Here is a 16,752-nt window from a genome sequence, read left to right as displayed (position 1 = left end):
ATCCATGGAACACCACAAAGAGAGAAGAGGATCTCCTAATCCCTTTGGACTTGGAGTTCCTTGACCAAGTAGTAGGGGGGAGATCAGAAGTAGGGTTAGTGGGGGTATCCAAGCACCAAAATGGAGTGACTAGAGGAGATCAGAGACCTTATAAATGGAATACTTCCTATTTGGTTCTTTAATGCTTTTTGTTTGGATTAATCAAGGAGCCGATTTGACATACTAACATTGATCAAACTCGATTGTCAAAATTCTTTCGACTCAACAATGTTGGGTTGGGTTTATTGACCCTCATGAGTGATATATAAAACGAAAATGTTATGGCAGTCGAAGCAAAGGCTAGGACAGATAAAAAGCTTAAAACTTAGACAAAGCAAGATTTTTCCTTCTTCCTTATTGATTCTGCTATGCCCAGCGATCGCCTACTTGATCTGCTCTTTGAAGTCCAAAATTCATCCAGGGAAATTTCCCTTCGTTTAATCTCTGACAAATAAGACTAGACTATGTTATACTTCCGCTCGCAAAACAAGATAATAAGAGATTCACAGTAATGCATAAGTCTCAAAAACAAGGAAAACAAAAGGTCCACACCTCAAATCCATCGAACACTCCAAAGAGGGAAGAAGAGGAGCCACTAATCTCTCTAGACCTGGAGTTCCTTGACCAAGTTGCCGGGGGGGCTTGGTCAGGACCTCAAAGAAGTCATCCAATCAGACACGTTTTGACAAGACAATGAGAAGGAAGGGAACAAATAGTTATTGTTAAGGGTTGAGGGCATCACAACTAAGATTTACATCGACCTAGCTAAAGTTAGAATACTAATATTGATAAAACTTGATTGTCAAAATTCTTTCGACTCAAAATTGTTGAGTCTATTTACTCTTAAAAATTTACTCACTACCCTTGTCAGTTCCAAGTTTTCCGATCGCTGGCACGGGGGCAAAAAAAAAGGTGGCGACGGATATTTAGTTAGCGATCGCCTCTTCTCCCCAAAATTGAGAAGAGTATCCCCTAGAAGTCTACTTCCCCAGTGGCACTTTCTAGGGGACTTCTTTTTAGAGCTATAGCGACTACAAAAACCCTTGTACTTTCTGGAAAATTCCTCCAGAGTTTTGACCGACAAAATCCAGAGGCAAGGGTTTAAAAATCAGAAATAAAAATTTGATTCATCTATATTGCTGTATACGCAATAGGAATTTTTGCTCAGTTCTCTTTTGTTGCGAATATCGCAATAGGAGCTTTTACCTACAAAACTCACAGGCAAGTTTTTCGTAAATTCAAAATAGAAATCTAATTCATTTCTATTGCTGCATATGCAATAGGAATTTCGACTCAGTTTCCTTATTATTGCGGATATAGCAATAGGAGCTTTTACCTACAAAACTCACAGGCAAGTTTTTAGCAAATCAGAAATAAAAATTTGATTCAGCTCTATTGCTGTATACGCAATAGGAATTTTTGCTCAGTTCTCTTTTGTTGCGGATATAGCAATAGGAGTTTTTGCCGAGAAAATCCAAAGGTAAGCTTTTAGCAAATTAGAAATAAAAACTTAATTCATCTCTATTGCCACATACGCAATAAGAATTTTTGCTCACTTCCCTTTTGTTGCGAATATAGCAATAGGAGCTTTTGCCGAGAAAATTCAGAGACAAGCTTTTAGCAAATCAGAAATAAAAATTTTATTCATCTCTATTCCCACATAGCTCTAAAGAGACAGGACTTTCAACTTCGCTTTAAGGTAATATTTCCAAAAAAAGCTATCTACCAATTTTCTAATAATGTTAAAAGTAGATTGTAGGTTGGGTTGAACGGTAGTGAAACCCAACATTAAACGAATAGAGAAAAGAGATACAGATGTGGTTTGTTTTATTGTATAAGTGTCAGTAGTTGGGTTACCCTTACGGGAAGCAAGCTACGTTCCTCAACCCAACCTACACCTATAATATTGCCGATCGCCACTTCCCAATAATGCGAAAAATATTTTCCCAAACCAAAATATTATTACTAACCCTCTATATTTTCCCAGTCTTATTACTCCTCTGGTTTCTGGCTAATTTTAGTGTCAACGTTCCCTACTGGGACCAATGGAGATTAACCCCTATTTTTGAGCGAGTTGCTGAAGGAAACGCCACATTTTTTGACTTTTTTACAGTACACGGACATCACAGAATATTAATACCAAAATTAATTATTACTGCCTTAGCTTTTGCCACGAAATGGAATACCCAAGCTGAAATAATTTGTAGCGTAATTTTTGTCATCATCACATTTTTTGCTATCTGCAAAATAGCCGAAATTCAATTCCAGAATAAAAACAAAAATATCCTACATATAGCAAATATATTAGTCAGTCTATTATTATTTTCCCTAGTACAACATCAGAATTGGTTATGGGGATTTACCCTATTTTGGTTTCTGACAAATTTATGCTTAATCATAGCAATCTATTTTATTTACGCATTCGATCATTTTTCAGCAAAAACTAAAATATTTCTGGCGGCAATATCCTGTTTTATTGGCAGTTTTACATTAATACAAGGATTATTTTCTTGGTTTGTACTTATACCATCAATATTTGGGCTGGAAGGTAAACCCAAGCAAAAAATTAGTAGAGTAACTATTTGGATTTTACTGTTTATACTTTCATGTTTGATATATTCAATTAACTATAATCCCATTCGAGAGCCAAAACCATTTTTATTTACAGAACAACCATTCCTAATCATCAATTATTTTTTAGCTATTTTAGGTTTGCCTTTAGTGAGAATTTCCATTCCAGCAATTTTGACAGGATTAACATTATTATCTAGTTTTATATTTTTCACATTTTATTTTCTCAAGAAACCTTGGTTTAACGAAGTCAGTAGGGGCGAATGGCGATTCGTCCGCACAAAAATCAGAAGTAATTTTTTTAACGGGGATTTAAGCTCCGCTCCAAAAATATTTAGCCTTAAAAGGTGGGGTTTTAGACCCAATTATTTTGATGAATTTACCTTGACTCCGGCAGCTATTCCTTGGTTAACAATAGGAACGTTTTCTCTAATTTCTGCTCTATCTATTTCTGTAGGGAGGGCAGAATATGGTGTGGAAAATGCAATGATTTCTTCGCGGTATACAACTACGTCAATTTTATTAATTATTTCCTTAATTTATCTTTTTGGTTTATTTCTGCAAAATCAGCAAAAGTATTTATCAATATATAAAATTTTTGCTGTAGTAATGACAGGAATTATCATGGTTAACTCGGTGTATGTTGTTGCGAGTGTAAAATCAAGTTTTCCTTACATGGAAAGTCGGAAAGAGTGCCTAGAAATAATTAACTATTTGGAAGATTCAGAATTTATTGAAGAATCTCAAGATAGTTGTTTAGTATTAATGAATGGCAAAACGTGGTTAGTCAGAAAAGGTGCAGAAATTATGGCAAAACTAGGATGGCGAAAATATCCACAAAATTTGGAATTTATTACAGAAACAAAACAAACTTATGGTTATTTAGATAATCCTCAAACAACTGAAAATCCTCTAATTATTAATAGGAATGAAACTCTTAGTTTGGGGGGATGGGCAATTAGACAGGATAGAAAAAAACAACCGAATCTAGTTTTACTTTCTTCTGGTCAAAATAAATCTTTCTTTGCTAATGCTATTGTCAATTTAGAAAGTAATGATATTGCTAAAGTTCTGAAGTCAAAAAAGTATAACAGAGCGCGATGGAAAGTCACATTTTCAGCTAAGTCTTTACCTGTGGGAGAAACCGTAATTAATGCTTGGGTTTATAATTATGATAACCAGGAATTTATTAAATTGAATGATGAAGTTAAAGTCAGGGTTGAAAATGGTTTATAAGATAATAATAAATGCCAAAATTACCTTTAAATTTATTTCAAGACTAATATAGCAATATGATTTTAGTCGTGAGATATTGGATATTTTTAGGCAACAGGCAACAGCTCCGGAAGGCAACAGAGAAGAAGAAAAAAACGAATATATATGAGTAAGATAACTGCTATATTCTAAACTTTAAAGGAACATCTCAATTCTCACACCTGATTCCTGATTGCTATAGCTGAAGTCCCTTAAAAGGAACTGAAAATACGGAGTCATCTTGAGAGGAATTAAGATGTGAGCATTTTAATCCCTGGCATATTGATTGAGCTGTGAGTTAGGGATTTTAATCTCTAGAGAATTTTCAAGGAAAATCGTCTTTATCAATCATTTGTTTTTGGTAAAAATTTACCGAATAATTAAGGTTTAAAGCCTCTCCTTGAAAGGAGAAACAAGAAAAATTTTTCTTAAGGGTCAATCCTGTCCTTGAAAAGAAGAGGTAATTATTAATTATTAATTATTAATTATTAATTATTAATTGTTCCTTTTGAATGATGTTGTTTTTGATTATCGACATAAGCGATCGCTCGTTATAGTTGTGTTTTTCCCAAAGAAAAGACACCATATCCTGCTTGCCAAGCAAATTTATTTTCCTTCGGAGGTAGAAGATTATTTAGATAATGAGAACTACTACCTTTAATGTTTTTCACAAAATCAGAAATAGCTAAAGTAGGTGATACTGAAACTACCAAATGAATATGATTTTCTGTACCATTAATAGCATGAATAATACAATTAAGAGCATTAGTTTTGCCAATAATATAATGATAAAGTTGAGGTTATATATTTAGTTTAATTAGAGGTTTTCTTTCTTTATTTGACCAAACAAAATGATAGAAAAGTCGCCATAATGCCATGGTAATTTTGATATTTTAAATATGCAAACTTAGGTAAAAATTGATATCCCACCCAGAAATGAATTTCTGGGCTAATAGCTTAAGTGCTCTAAAGCGGACTCAGTATTTTTATTCCCTTTTAAGGGAATTGAGCTATGAGCCTGGGATTTTAATCCCAGGTAATATATCCTAATAGAGGTAAACTGAGTATTTTTAGTCCCTTAAAAGGGCTTCAGCTATGAGTCTAGGATTTTAATCGCAGATAATATATTTATCTAGATGTAATTTTAACAGAAGTAATTTTAATCAAATATTATGCAATATTATGCAAAAGAATCATTGCCCCTTATGTCATACAGATAAATTTAACTACTACAAAGCAGGGGATGACTATCTATTAGCAAAATGCTCTGAATGTGGTATGGTATGGGATAATAATCCACCAACAAATCCTACTGCTATCTATCAAGAAGATTACTATAATAACGATTTTCCTAAAGGAGGATATTCTAATTATTTTCAAGGCATGAAAATTAATAGCCAGACTTTTCGACAGCGTTTATTGAAGGCTGAAAAAAAACTTTATGGTAAAGGTTTATTATTAGATGTAGGTTGTGCTTTAGGTGATTGTTTGGAGCAAGCAAAAGATTTAGAATGGGATAATCCTCAAGGTTTAGAAGTATCAGAATATGCAGTGAATTTTGCTAAAAGTCGTGGTTTATCTGTCTGTCAAGGAGATTTGTTTAATCATAGTTTTGAACCTAATTATTTTGATTTGATTATGTTGCAAGATATGATTGAACATACGACAGATCCTATTACTCAACTAACAGCAGCTTATCAACTTTTGAAACCGGGAGGATGGATTTTTATTACTACTCCAAATGTGGGAGGATTTTGGGAAAAGTTATTAGGTGCTTTATGGTATCACTATAAACCAACAGAACATCTGACTTATTTCTCTCTTGATACGATGAAATTTGCCTTGGAAAAAACAGGATTTTCTGATGTAGAATCAAAGCCAACTAATAATTCTATGAGTGTGGAATATATACTTGATCGACTCAAGTATTATCAGCCAACTTTATTCTCCTTTTTACTAAGAATTGCTCGATCACTAAATCTCCATAAATTAGTTTTTTCTCTGTGGATAGGAGAATTAGAAGCTTGGGGAAAGAAAAAGTAGGAAGTGGCTCACACGGATTATATACGGATACGGAAGGAGTGGGAGAGTGGCTCACACGGATTATGGCACGGATATACGGATATGGAAGGAGTGGGGGAGTGGGGGAGTAGTAAACATCAGAATAATTAACAATAACTGGGGTGCTAATTATCAAATAAAGTTATTAAGTCTGTGTTAATTACTTAATAATTGAAATATTGCCTAAGTTAAGCATTCTTTTTTCACGGTTGGTTGATGTAAGGGAAAAAAGGTTGACAAAATAGACAAGATAAAGTTATATATCTATGGAATTTTTAATTGTGAATATAGCAGAAGGAAAAAGGAAGAAGACGTTTAGTTATCTAGGAGAGAAAGAGAATCTTGTGTTGTCTGAGTTTTAAGCTTTTGATATGTACTAATCGCTTTGACGGTTACTATATATTAACTCTAAAACCTAACAACTAATCAGACCTAAAACCTAAGACCTAAAACCTACTACCTATTAAATAAATTGAGGTTATATAAATGAATGTAATTCAAACAGAAATCCCAGAAGTATTGCTGATAGAGCCAAAAGTTTTTGGAGACGAACGTGGCTTTTTTATGGAAAGTTTTAATCAACGCAATTTTTCAGAAAAAACAGGAGTAAATCTGGAATTTGTGCAAGATAATCACTCTCGTTCTAGCAAAGGAGTATTGCGAGGTTTACATTATCAAATTCAACAAGCTCAAGGTAAATTATTACGAGCAGTTGTTGGAGAAATATTCGATGTTGCTGTAGATATTCGGAAAAATTCTCCTAATTTTGGTAAGTGGGTAGGTTATCTTTTAAGTGCAGAAAATAAACGACAACTTTGGGTGCCTCCTGGTTTTGCTCATGGTTTTTTAGTAGTGTCTGAAACTGCGGATGTTTTGTATAAGACTACCGACTATTACGCGCCAGAATACGAACGTTCAATTATTTGGAACGATCCAGAAATTGGGATTAATTGGCCTTTAGATGGAATTGACGTGAAATTATCTAAAAAAGATGAAGCTGGTACAACTTTGAAAGGTGCTGATTTGTTTTAAGGAGGAGTTATTTCAGTTATCAGTTATCAGTTATCAGTACCTCTGGCGCTCACCCAGAGGTTTGAATACTAAATGAAATATTTTCTTCATTGGTAAATTCTCAAGCTGTAAAAGACTCAAAACTCAGAATTGGAAATTAAATAGATTTCGGCAAACTTTCTAGTTGAAGTGATTTTTCAGAGAGGGTGAAATTTTGTCTATCTACTTACTTAAAGGCAGAATTAAAATCGGCAAATTATCAAACTGTCAAATACTCAAAACTCCAAACTGGTAATTCAGAAAATTTATGTCAATTTTCTAGTTGAAGTAATTTTTCACAGAGAGTGAAATTTTGTCTATCTACTTACTTAAAGACAGAATCAAAATCGGCAAATTATCAAACTGTCAAATACTCAAAACTCCAAACTGGTAATTCAGAAAATTTATGTCAATTTTCTAGTTGAAGTAATTTTTCACAGAGAGTGAAATTTTACCTATCTACTTACTTAAAGACAGAATCAAAATCGGCAAATTCTCAAGCTGTAAAATATTCAAAATTAAGAACAGAGAATTCAGAATATTTCGGCAAACTTTCTAGTTGAAGTGATTTTCCAGAGAGTATGAAATTTTCCCCATCTACTTACTTAAAAGCAGAATCAAAATCGGCAAATTCTCAAACTGTGAAAGACTCAAAACTCAGAATTGGGAATTAAATAGATTTCGGCAAACTTTCTAGCTGAAGTAATTTTTCACAGAGGGTAAAATTTTGCCTATCTGCTTACTTAAAGACAGAATCAAAATCGGTAAATTTTCAAGCTGTAAAATACTCAAAAGTTCAGAATGGAGAGTTGAGAATATTTCGGCAAACTTTCTAGCTGAAGTAAATTTCCAGAGAGAGTGAAATTTTGTCTATCTACTTACTTAAAGACAGAATCAAAATCGGCAAATTTTCAAGCTGTAAAATACTCAAAAGTTCAGAATGGAGAGTTGAGAATATTTCGGCAAACTTTCTAGCTGAAGTAAATTTCCAGAGAGAGTGAAATTTTGTCTATCTACTTACTTAAAGACAGAATGAAAATCGGCAAATTCTCAAACTGTAAAATACTCAAAACTCAGAACAGAGAATTGAGAATATTTCGGCAAACTTTCTAGCTGAAGTGATTTTCCAGAGAAGGTGAAATTTTGCTTATCTGCTGAGTCAAAGGCAGAATGAAAATCGGAAAATTCTCAAACTGAAAATTCTCAAAACTCAGAACAGAGAATTGAGAATATTTCGGCAAACTTTCTAGCTGAAGTGATTTTCCGGAGATAGTAAAATTCTGCCTATCTACTTATTTCAAGACAGAATGAAAATTGGCAAATTCTCAAACTGTAAAAGACTCAAAACTTAGAAGAGAGAATTCAGAATATTTCAGTAAATTTTCTAGCTAAAATGATTTTGCTTGTCGTTTAATTTTGCCTATCTACTTATTTCAAGACAGAATGAACATCGGCAAATTCTCAAGCTGTAAAATTCTCAAAACTCAGAACAGAGAATTGAGAATATTTCGGCAAACTTTCTAGCTGAAGTAATTTTCCAGAGAGGGTGAAATTTTGTCTATCTACTTAGCTTAAAAGCGGAGTCAAAATTTGAGGTAATTATTTATGAGCAATCAACATCATAGTAACAATGAAAGTGCTGATTTTGATGATTATTTGATATGTTTTCTACTTAGTGCTAATTCTGTTTATTCTTCTTTAGATAAGGATTTTATATATAGAGATATTTTAACGACTGACCAAAATATAAAGAATGATTCATCAGAACCACTGAAGGGAATTGTCCTATATACAGATATAGATAGAGAGATAATCAATTATACAAGAGATAACTTTCAGGAATTTGATAAGTTAACTGGAGACTGGATTGAAATATACATCTTAGAAAAACCTCACCCTAACCCAGACTCGCTCAGAAAATATTGGAAGTCTATTTTTCATTTAGAGTTGTATGAAAAAATTCCTTTAACTAGATGGTTCTTAACAACAAAACCATTTAATAGAAATGAATCTTACCGAAAAATTGTGGTTTAAAGCCTCCCCTTTTAAGGGGATAATAAAGAAAAAATTTCATTATTAGTCAATCCTCTTCAATTCATGGAGAGGTAATTATTCATTATTCATTATTCATTATTAATTGTTGAAGATATAGCTAGACAACTAGATATCCTTCCCGAACAATTACCTTGTTTAGTCTTATTACCACCCTTAACAGAAATATCTGGTCGAGAAAAACTGATTATCCCTATTCAAGAAGTATCAGCTAGTTATTTTAGAAAAATATTTTCGACTTTAGAACAGATAGTTAAGCAGGCAAAGCATAAAAATAAATATGAAGCAATAAAAATCAGATTTAATGACCTGACAGAATACTTAGATACAAACTCAGAAAAAATTGTTCAACGAACAACAACAGAATATAAAATAAATGGAACAAATATTTTTGTTAATAGTCAAACGGAGAATTTTCAAATGACCGAAAATAATCGCGATATTCAAATTGGTGGAGGAAGTAAAATCGCCAGTATTGTTGGAGGAGAAGGAAAAATAGATACAGCGAATATTGAGCAGAATAATTATTCACCCGAACAAAGACAAACCTTACAAGAGGCAGCACAATAAATTCAAAATTTATTACAACAACTATCAAAAACAGACTATTCCTCAAATCCCACTAATAACTTAGAAATTGCTAACCAAGCAATTCAAGAAATAGAAAAAAATCCCTCTCTGAAATCTCGAATAATTACAGCATTAAAAGCAGGAGGAAAAGAAACATTCAAAGAATTAATAGACCATCCAGCAGTTAATATATTAATGGCTTCAATTGAAGGTTGGAGTAGTGGCAAATAGAAAAACAAAAATTAAATCTAAATATTATTGGAAAATTACAAATGAAAATCTTATTAACAGGCATTAACGGACAACTTGGCCACCAACTACAACCCCTCCTCACAAATATTGGGGAAGTAACCGCAGTGGGGCGAGAAAACTTAGACCTCGCAGACCCCAATGCCATCTCTCAACTAATTAGCCAAGTTAAACCAGAAATTATTGTCAATGCTGCTGCTTATACGGCAGTTGACAAATCTGAAAATGAGCCAGAATTAGCCCATGCGGTAAATAGTATTGCCCCTGGAATTATGGCAACTGAGGCCAAAAAATTGGGGGCAACCTTAATCCACATTTCCACCGACTATGTTTTTGATGGGAGTCAAAGTACACCCTACACAGAAACCGACCCTACCAACCCCCTTGGTATCTACGGCAAATCTAAATTAGCGGGAGAAAAGGCAATTCGGGAAACAGACGCTAATCATATTATTATTAGAACTGCTTGGGTTTATGGGGTTTATGGTAAAGGTAACTTTGTCAAAACCATGTTGCGGGTAGGTAAAGATAGGGAAGAATTGAGAGTTGTTTACGACCAGGTTGGTTGTCCAACTTGGACCGGAGACTTAGCAGAAGCGATCGCTCAAATTATTCCTCATCTTAATTCAGAAACCTATGGAACTTATCACTATACAAATAGTGGAGCTATTAGTTGGTACGATTTTGCCATGACTATTTTTGAGGAAGCAAAACAATTGGGTTTTCCTTTGGAGGTAAAACGAGTAGTTCCCATTACCACTGCCGAATATCCAACTCCAGCAAAACGACCTGCTTTTTCAGTTTTGAATAGTGGGAAAATTTCCCAAGTTTTGGGAAAACATTCTCCATATTGGCGAGATGGTTTGAGGCAAATGTTAAAACAGTTAGCTACTATGTGAGTAATTAGTATTCAGCTTTTTTTTTGACCTGAATTTTACTGAATAATTAAAATTTAAAGCTTCTACACATTGAGAATAAAAAATCAAAAAAATCCTTTTATAGCTGGAAACAGTACGAAAAAAATTTCCCTGTCTCAAGATCGCGAACGGTATAAGTCAAATATCTATCTGTCTATTGCTATAGTTAACCCTCTTTTTTAAGGATAGATAATTATCTATATAGACATCTGGCGATCGTCAAAAATAAAATAAATTATTGCACTATATAAATCAATTCTTTCCCTCTACTCTGTAGGGATGTTCCATGCAACGTCCCTACAAGTTACTCGCTCTTTTCTCAGGAAATACTGAAGCTGAAAACAGTAAGAAAAATATTTCTCTGTTTAAATATTATGCTAGGTATAAATCAAATACTTATCTGTCTATTGTTATAGTTAACCCTGTTTTTTTTAGGATAGATAATTATCTATTAGACATAGGCGTGATAATCAAAAATGAAATCAATTATCCCACTATTATTTATCAATAATTTCCCCCTAGTCCCTCTTTTCTAGAGATATCTATTTATTTATGAATCAAACTACAATAACTTCTCCTTGGATAAAAATTTTTCAACCTTCTTCTCATCCTAACCTGCGTCTATTTTGTTTTCACTCTTCTGCATCTGGTGCTTCCTTATTTCGTCTCTGGGGAAAACATTTACCATCTAATATTGAGGTTTGTGCCATACAATTACCAGGAAGAGAAACTCGGATCAAAGAAACTTTAATTACTAAATGGGATGACCTACTTTCTTCCCTAACCCAAGCTTTACAACCCTTGATAACAGAATATCCCTTTGTGTTTTTCGGTCATAGTCTTGGTGGGTTAATTTGTTTTGAAGTTGCCCGTAAATTACGAGCAAAAAAATTACCGACTCCTAAATATATGTTTATTTCCGGTCGTCGCGCTCCTCACATTCCTATTGATAACCAACTTCATCAAGCATCTAACCAAACTTTAATTTCGACTTTGCGTGAATACGGTGGTACCCCTGAAGCAGTCTTGGAAAACCAAGATTTGATGGAATTATTTTTACCTATTTTACGAGCAGACTTTACTCTTAATGAAAAATATATTTATTCTCCTGAAGCACCTTTTGAATTTCCTATTGTTTCTTTCAGAGGTATAAATGATACAGCAGTTAATTTACAACAGTTGTCTGAATGGGAAAAGCATACTATCGGTAATTTTACTTTACATGAATTTCCGGGCGGTCATATGTTTTTCCAACAGAAACCAGAGATTTTAATTGAGGCAATTTTAAAATTTATGTGAGCTATTTTAGCGAATAGTTTGCTACGCATATGAAAAGCCTTCTAAGTCCGAAGTACGTTATCAGTTATTCTCTTACAGAGGATTTATGCTATTGGTAACTCCAGCTTAAATAGAAGGCTTGAAATGCAGAATTTTATTTTTTTTATATCCCTAAAATAGGGAACTTTAACACCTTATTTCTTATTTCTTTGCTCAATAGTATGTGGTGCATAAGTATTTCTTAAATTACAGCACTCTGCGCGGATGGTGAGGTAGAGTCTAATACTAATCTCTATTGCCTATTCCCTACTCCTAAAAATCCTAAAATTTTGTACCTCCAAGACTCGAAAACTGCTGTAAATATGAGAATTTCTTTGCTTTAGAAAATAATCAAGTTTTAAAATATTATCAATGAAAATTCCTAATTACTTCAAATTTACCATAATACTTATTTTTATCTTATCAACTCTCTGTAGTTTTTCATCCTCAAGTATAGCTGACGAACTCCCTTTAAGAGAAAGATGGAGTCCTTCAATTTTTGGAAAAAATGATGAAGTAGGTTCAGTTAATTGGATTAGTAATAAAAAAGTTTTAGAATCTCTGAAATTAGTCAAAAAAGGTAAAGTAGCTACCCTTGGCAAGGTTTATCAAAGTGATGCTCCGGTATTTGCCCAACGTAATTGGAAATTAATAATTCCCGGTCTACCAACTTATAAATTTCCCGGAGAAAATGACATTATTGTTAATGATGAATATGTAATGGCTGAGTTAGGTCAGGTTGGTACTCAATTTGATGGTTTAGGTCATATTGGCGTGAATACTTCTCAAGGAAATTATTTTTATAATGGTAATTTTTTAGAAGATTTTGGAACATCCTACGGGTTAAATAAATTAGGAGTAGAAAAGATTGGAGAGTTAGGGTATGTGACGCGAGGAGTGTTATTAGATATTGCTGGTTATCGAGGAGTTGAACGTTTACCAGTTCCTCAAGGTAAGAGTAAAAATGATCCAGGAATTATTACAATTAATGATATTAAAGGAGCAATAAAAAAACAAAAAATAGCTCGAATAAAACAAGGTGATGTAGTTATTTTCTATACTGGTCATGGTAAGTATTGGGGAAGAGACTGGGATAGTTTGAGTCCCGAACAAAAAGCTAAAAATCGTCAAATATTTAATTCTGGAAGACCTGGACCAGGTATTACTAGCTGTCGTTATTTATCTAGTTTAAAAATAGCGATGGTAGGGTCAGATACTTGGGGAACTGAAGCTGCTCCTGGTGAAGACCCAAATCGACCTGCTGATTGTCATATTGAATGGATGACAAAAAACGGTATTACTATTTTTGAGAACTTGGATGTTAGTCAATTAATAGAGGATAAAGTTTACGAATTTATGTTTGTTTTTGCACCTCTAAAAATGAAAGGTGCAACAGGTTCGCCTGGTAATCCTATTGCTATTTATTAGTTTAGGGAGTAGGGAGTAGGGAATAGGGGGAAATAATTGATGAACAAGAGTGCGATAATGAGTTTTATTTTTTATTCTTGGAGATGTCTATTACTAAAGGAGTAAATATTGAAAAAAAAGGGAAAAATGATAGAGATAGTTGTATAAAATGAATTGGAGTAGCTCTTTTTAGGGTTCTCAGATTCAAGATACACCTTTTTGTAGCATTCTTTTTTCACGCTTGATATTATAGCCATTTCAAATCATAATGAAACTATTTCATAGCAAGAAACCCTCGTCTAAATCTAAACTGAAATGGCTATATAAGTAGGGCTTACCGATCTAATCTAAAAGCATTTATAGATAAATATTTTAGTTGTTTTAGGTAAAAAAAAATGCCTGGGAATCAGCTCTTCATGTTCAAAAAATTAGTATTTTAGGCGCATAGTTTGGCAGAAAAATCATTCTTACAATTCTTACTTCTACCTCCTCTTAATTCCCATTTATCCTGTCTCCTGTCTCCTGTCTCCTGCCCCTACTAAAAGACTTTTTCAGCAAACCCTAAGTAGGGTAGCAAAGATTAACCTATTTCAAATTAATCCGTACATCCGTGCCAAAATTCGTGTCTTGTCTTCCGATTTATGTTAGTCAAAAAAAAGCCAGAACTTTCTTTTATAATTATCGCCACCATTGTAATTTTACTCCCAGCTTTCTATGTACTTTTTATGATATCGAAAGCAGGGGAACTACTAAATTTCGATTATTGGTGGATGATTCAAAATATCTATTCTATAGATGGCTTTTCCACCAATATTTTTGACTGGATGTTTCGAGCAAACGAACACTTTGTGTTAATTCCTGCCATAATTTATGCTCTAAATATTCTGATTACTAAAGGTTCCAATATTGGGCTGTGTTTAGCTACATTTTTTCTAGCTTGTATTCAGGGAATTTTATTAATAGCATTAGTACCTAATACCCTGAAAAAATATCGGACAATACTTTTATTATTAATTCTATTTATCTCCGTGTTTAACTTTACTCCTGCTGCTGCTCATAATTGGATGCGCGGATATAGTGGAGTGCATTGGGTAATTGCTAATTTGTTTGTTATTGCCTCAATTTTTTGCGTAAATAAATTGGTAGAATCTCCACAAAAAAAATGGTTAATTGCCAGTATCAGCTTGGGAATTTTAGGATGTATTAGTTATAGTACAGCTTTGGGAATTTGGCCGATATTATCTGCCGTTACTATTTTATTTAAACTTCCGAAAAGATTTACTATCTCTTATATTATTTTTTCTATTTTAGTAATAGGAATTTATTTCCTCACTTACGCAACGCCCTCTCATCATCCCTCTTTGTCTAAACTAAATATAATTAATATAATTGCCTATATTCCTGTTTATCTAGGAGCAATTTTTACTCATAATATTCCCGTAGCTTCAACAATAGGTTGGTTCGGATTAATTTTGACAGGAATATTTTTTACTTATTGGTTATTTTCATCTTATCCTCAAGACTGGCTACCCTGGTTATCAATAATAACTTATACTTTAGGTACTGCTTTAATGGCAGCAGTTAGTCGTTCTGGATTTGGAGTCGAACAAGCGATCGCTTCTCGTTATGCTACTCTACCTTCTCTATTTTGGTTAAGTCTAATTATCCTAATTTTCTTATTGCTCCAACAACAGCAACCTACTCTCAAAAAACAGTGGTATTTTGTTATGCCATTAGTGGCGGTTTTGACGATTTTAACTATATTAATGTATCGAGTAGGTACGGAAACTTTTAGAGACATTGCTCATCGCGCAACTTATCAACCTTTAGTAGGATTATCTTTACAACTTGGTATTTCTGACCCGGTTTTAATTAAAGAAAAAGTAGGCAACCGACCTGCTGCTTTTTTAGGTTTAGTAGATGCTTTAAAAGCTGATGGTTTAGTACCTTTTAATCGAGATATAAAAAAGGATAATTTTTGTGCAAATTTGGATGAAAAAATTAACTCAGATTTATTAACAGCAAAACTACCAGAAAATTTACAGGGATATTTTGATACTGTGACTGAATTTTCTTCTACTACAGCTAGAGTAAATGGATGGGTTAGTGAAGTTAAAAGTCAAAAGCGAGTGTGTAATTCTGAGGTCTCCTCAGAATGTAAGACACACTCAAGACAGTCAAAAGTCAAAAGTGAAGAGAATTATTTTCAAGTTAAAAGTCAAAATTCAAAAGTCAAAAGTGAAGAGAATTTTGAAGTTAAATGTATTGCTATTCTGAATCAAGAAAATGTGGTCAAAGGTTTTGGAATGTCGGGTTTTCCTCGTGCTGATGTGGCAGAATTATTAGGAGCTGAATATGAATTATCCGGCTGGAAAGGATATATTCAAGCCTCAACCAACGATGTTTTAACGGCTTATGTAAAATTGAAAAATAGTCAAGATTGGATAGCTTTAACCAATCAACATAGTTTTGATAACTAGAATTGACTCTAGTGCCGCTGCGCGGAAGTTAAAAGTCAAAAGTTAGAAGTCAAAAGTAAAGAGAATGTTCAGATTAAATGTATTACTATTCTCAATCAAGAAAAAATCGTCAAAAGTTTTGGAATCTCAAATTTTCCTCCTGCCAATTTAGCAGAATTATTCAGAGCTGAGAATCTTAAATACCTCAATTTTGTGATTCTGGAAATTAAATGAAATGTCTTGCTATTTTTAATCAAGAAAAAATTGTCAAAAGTTTTGGAATCTCAAATTTTCCTCCTGCCAATTTAGCAGAATTATTCAGAGCTGAGAATCTTAAATACCTCAATTTTGTGATTCTGGAAATTAAATGAAATGTCTTGCTATTTTTAATCAAGAAAAAATTGTCAAAGGTTTTAGAATCTCAAATTTTCCTCCTAATGAAATGTCTTGCTATTCTCAATCAAGGAAAAATTGTCAAAGGTTTTGGAATCTCAGATTTTCCTCCTGGGGATTTAGCAGAATTATCAGGAGCTGAGAATCTTAAATACCTCAATTTTGTGATTCTGGAAATTCAATGAAATGTCTTGCTATTCTCAATCAAGGAAAAATTGTCAAAGGTTTTGGAATCTCAGATTTTCCTCCTGGGGATTTAGCAGAATTATTCAGATCTGAGAATCTTAAATACCTCAATTTTGTGATTCTGGGAATGAAATTAAATGTCTTGCTATTTTTAATCCAGAAAAAATTGTCAAAGGTTTTAGAATCTCAAATTTTCCTCCTGCTGATTTAGCAGAATTATCAGGAAA

The 16,752-nt window shown here is 33.3% G+C and carries 11 protein-coding genes; 10 read left to right on the top strand and 1 reads right to left on the bottom strand.

Annotation, left to right across the window (positions count from 1 at the left end):
• Nucleotides 1-1,887: 1,887 nt before the first annotated feature.
• Nucleotides 1,888-3,846 (top strand): hypothetical protein, encoded by a 1,959-nt coding sequence (locus tag F6K23_RS30625; RefSeq protein ID WP_293162989.1) that lies wholly within the window; start codon nucleotides 1,888-1,890, stop codon nucleotides 3,844-3,846.
• 569 nt (nucleotides 3,847-4,415) lie between these two features.
• On the opposite strand, the gene tnpA is transcribed toward F6K23_RS30625, so the two are convergent.
• Nucleotides 4,416-4,646, bottom strand: coding sequence for an IS200/IS605 family transposase (gene tnpA / locus F6K23_RS30620; protein WP_293163081.1), 231 nt, complete (start codon nucleotides 4,644-4,646; stop codon nucleotides 4,416-4,418).
• Nucleotides 4,647-5,046: 400 nt separating this feature from the next.
• Here tnpA and F6K23_RS30615 point away from each other — a divergent pair, with 400 nt between their 5' ends.
• From F6K23_RS30615 to F6K23_RS30575, 9 genes are all read left to right on the top strand, one after another.
• Nucleotides 5,047-5,907 (top strand): bifunctional 2-polyprenyl-6-hydroxyphenol methylase/3-demethylubiquinol 3-O-methyltransferase UbiG, encoded by an 861-nt coding sequence (locus F6K23_RS30615; RefSeq protein ID WP_293162986.1) that lies wholly within the window; start codon nucleotides 5,047-5,049, stop codon nucleotides 5,905-5,907.
• Nucleotides 5,908-6,411: 504 nt separating this feature from the next.
• Nucleotides 6,412-6,957 carry a dTDP-4-dehydrorhamnose 3,5-epimerase gene (gene rfbC, locus F6K23_RS30610; RefSeq protein WP_293162983.1) on the top strand — a complete coding sequence of 182 codons (546 nt, stop codon included), beginning with the start codon at nucleotides 6,412-6,414 and terminating at the stop codon, nucleotides 6,955-6,957.
• Nucleotides 6,958-8,580: 1,623 nt separating this feature from the next.
• Nucleotides 8,581-9,009: a hypothetical protein gene (locus tag F6K23_RS30605; protein WP_293162980.1), complete on the top strand. Its 429-nt coding sequence runs from the start codon at nucleotides 8,581-8,583 to the stop codon at nucleotides 9,007-9,009.
• A 438-nt stretch (nucleotides 9,010-9,447) separates the two neighbouring features.
• On the top strand, nucleotides 9,448-9,597 hold the full coding sequence (locus F6K23_RS30600; RefSeq protein ID WP_293162977.1) for a hypothetical protein: 150 nt from the start codon (nucleotides 9,448-9,450) through the stop codon (nucleotides 9,595-9,597).
• Nucleotides 9,598-9,869: 272 nt separating this feature from the next.
• Nucleotides 9,870-10,745, top strand: coding sequence for a dTDP-4-dehydrorhamnose reductase (gene rfbD, locus F6K23_RS30595; RefSeq protein WP_293162974.1), 876 nt, complete (start codon nucleotides 9,870-9,872; stop codon nucleotides 10,743-10,745).
• A gap of 570 nt (nucleotides 10,746-11,315) precedes the next feature.
• Nucleotides 11,316-12,062: a thioesterase II family protein gene (locus F6K23_RS30590; RefSeq protein ID WP_293162972.1), complete on the top strand. Its 747-nt coding sequence runs from the start codon at nucleotides 11,316-11,318 to the stop codon at nucleotides 12,060-12,062.
• Between the two features lie 390 nt (nucleotides 12,063-12,452).
• The gene (locus F6K23_RS30585; protein ID WP_293162969.1) at nucleotides 12,453-13,508 is read left to right on the top strand and encodes a cyclase family protein; all 1,056 of its coding nucleotides are present in this window, start codon (nucleotides 12,453-12,455) and stop codon (nucleotides 13,506-13,508) included.
• Between the two features lie 704 nt (nucleotides 13,509-14,212).
• Complete coding sequence (locus F6K23_RS30580; RefSeq protein WP_293162965.1) at nucleotides 14,213-15,967, top strand: hypothetical protein; 1,755 nt, start codon at nucleotides 14,213-14,215, stop codon at nucleotides 15,965-15,967.
• A 380-nt stretch (nucleotides 15,968-16,347) separates the two neighbouring features.
• Nucleotides 16,348-16,524: a hypothetical protein gene (locus tag F6K23_RS30575; protein WP_293162962.1), complete on the top strand. Its 177-nt coding sequence runs from the start codon at nucleotides 16,348-16,350 to the stop codon at nucleotides 16,522-16,524.
• Nucleotides 16,525-16,752: the final 228 nt, after the last annotated feature.

Origin of the sequence: Okeania sp. SIO2C9 (assembly GCF_010672455.1) — a bacterium.
In the GTDB taxonomy this organism is placed as follows: domain Bacteria; phylum Cyanobacteriota; class Cyanobacteriia; order Cyanobacteriales; family Microcoleaceae; genus Okeania.
This window is presented reverse-complemented; position numbering and strand designations above follow the sequence as displayed.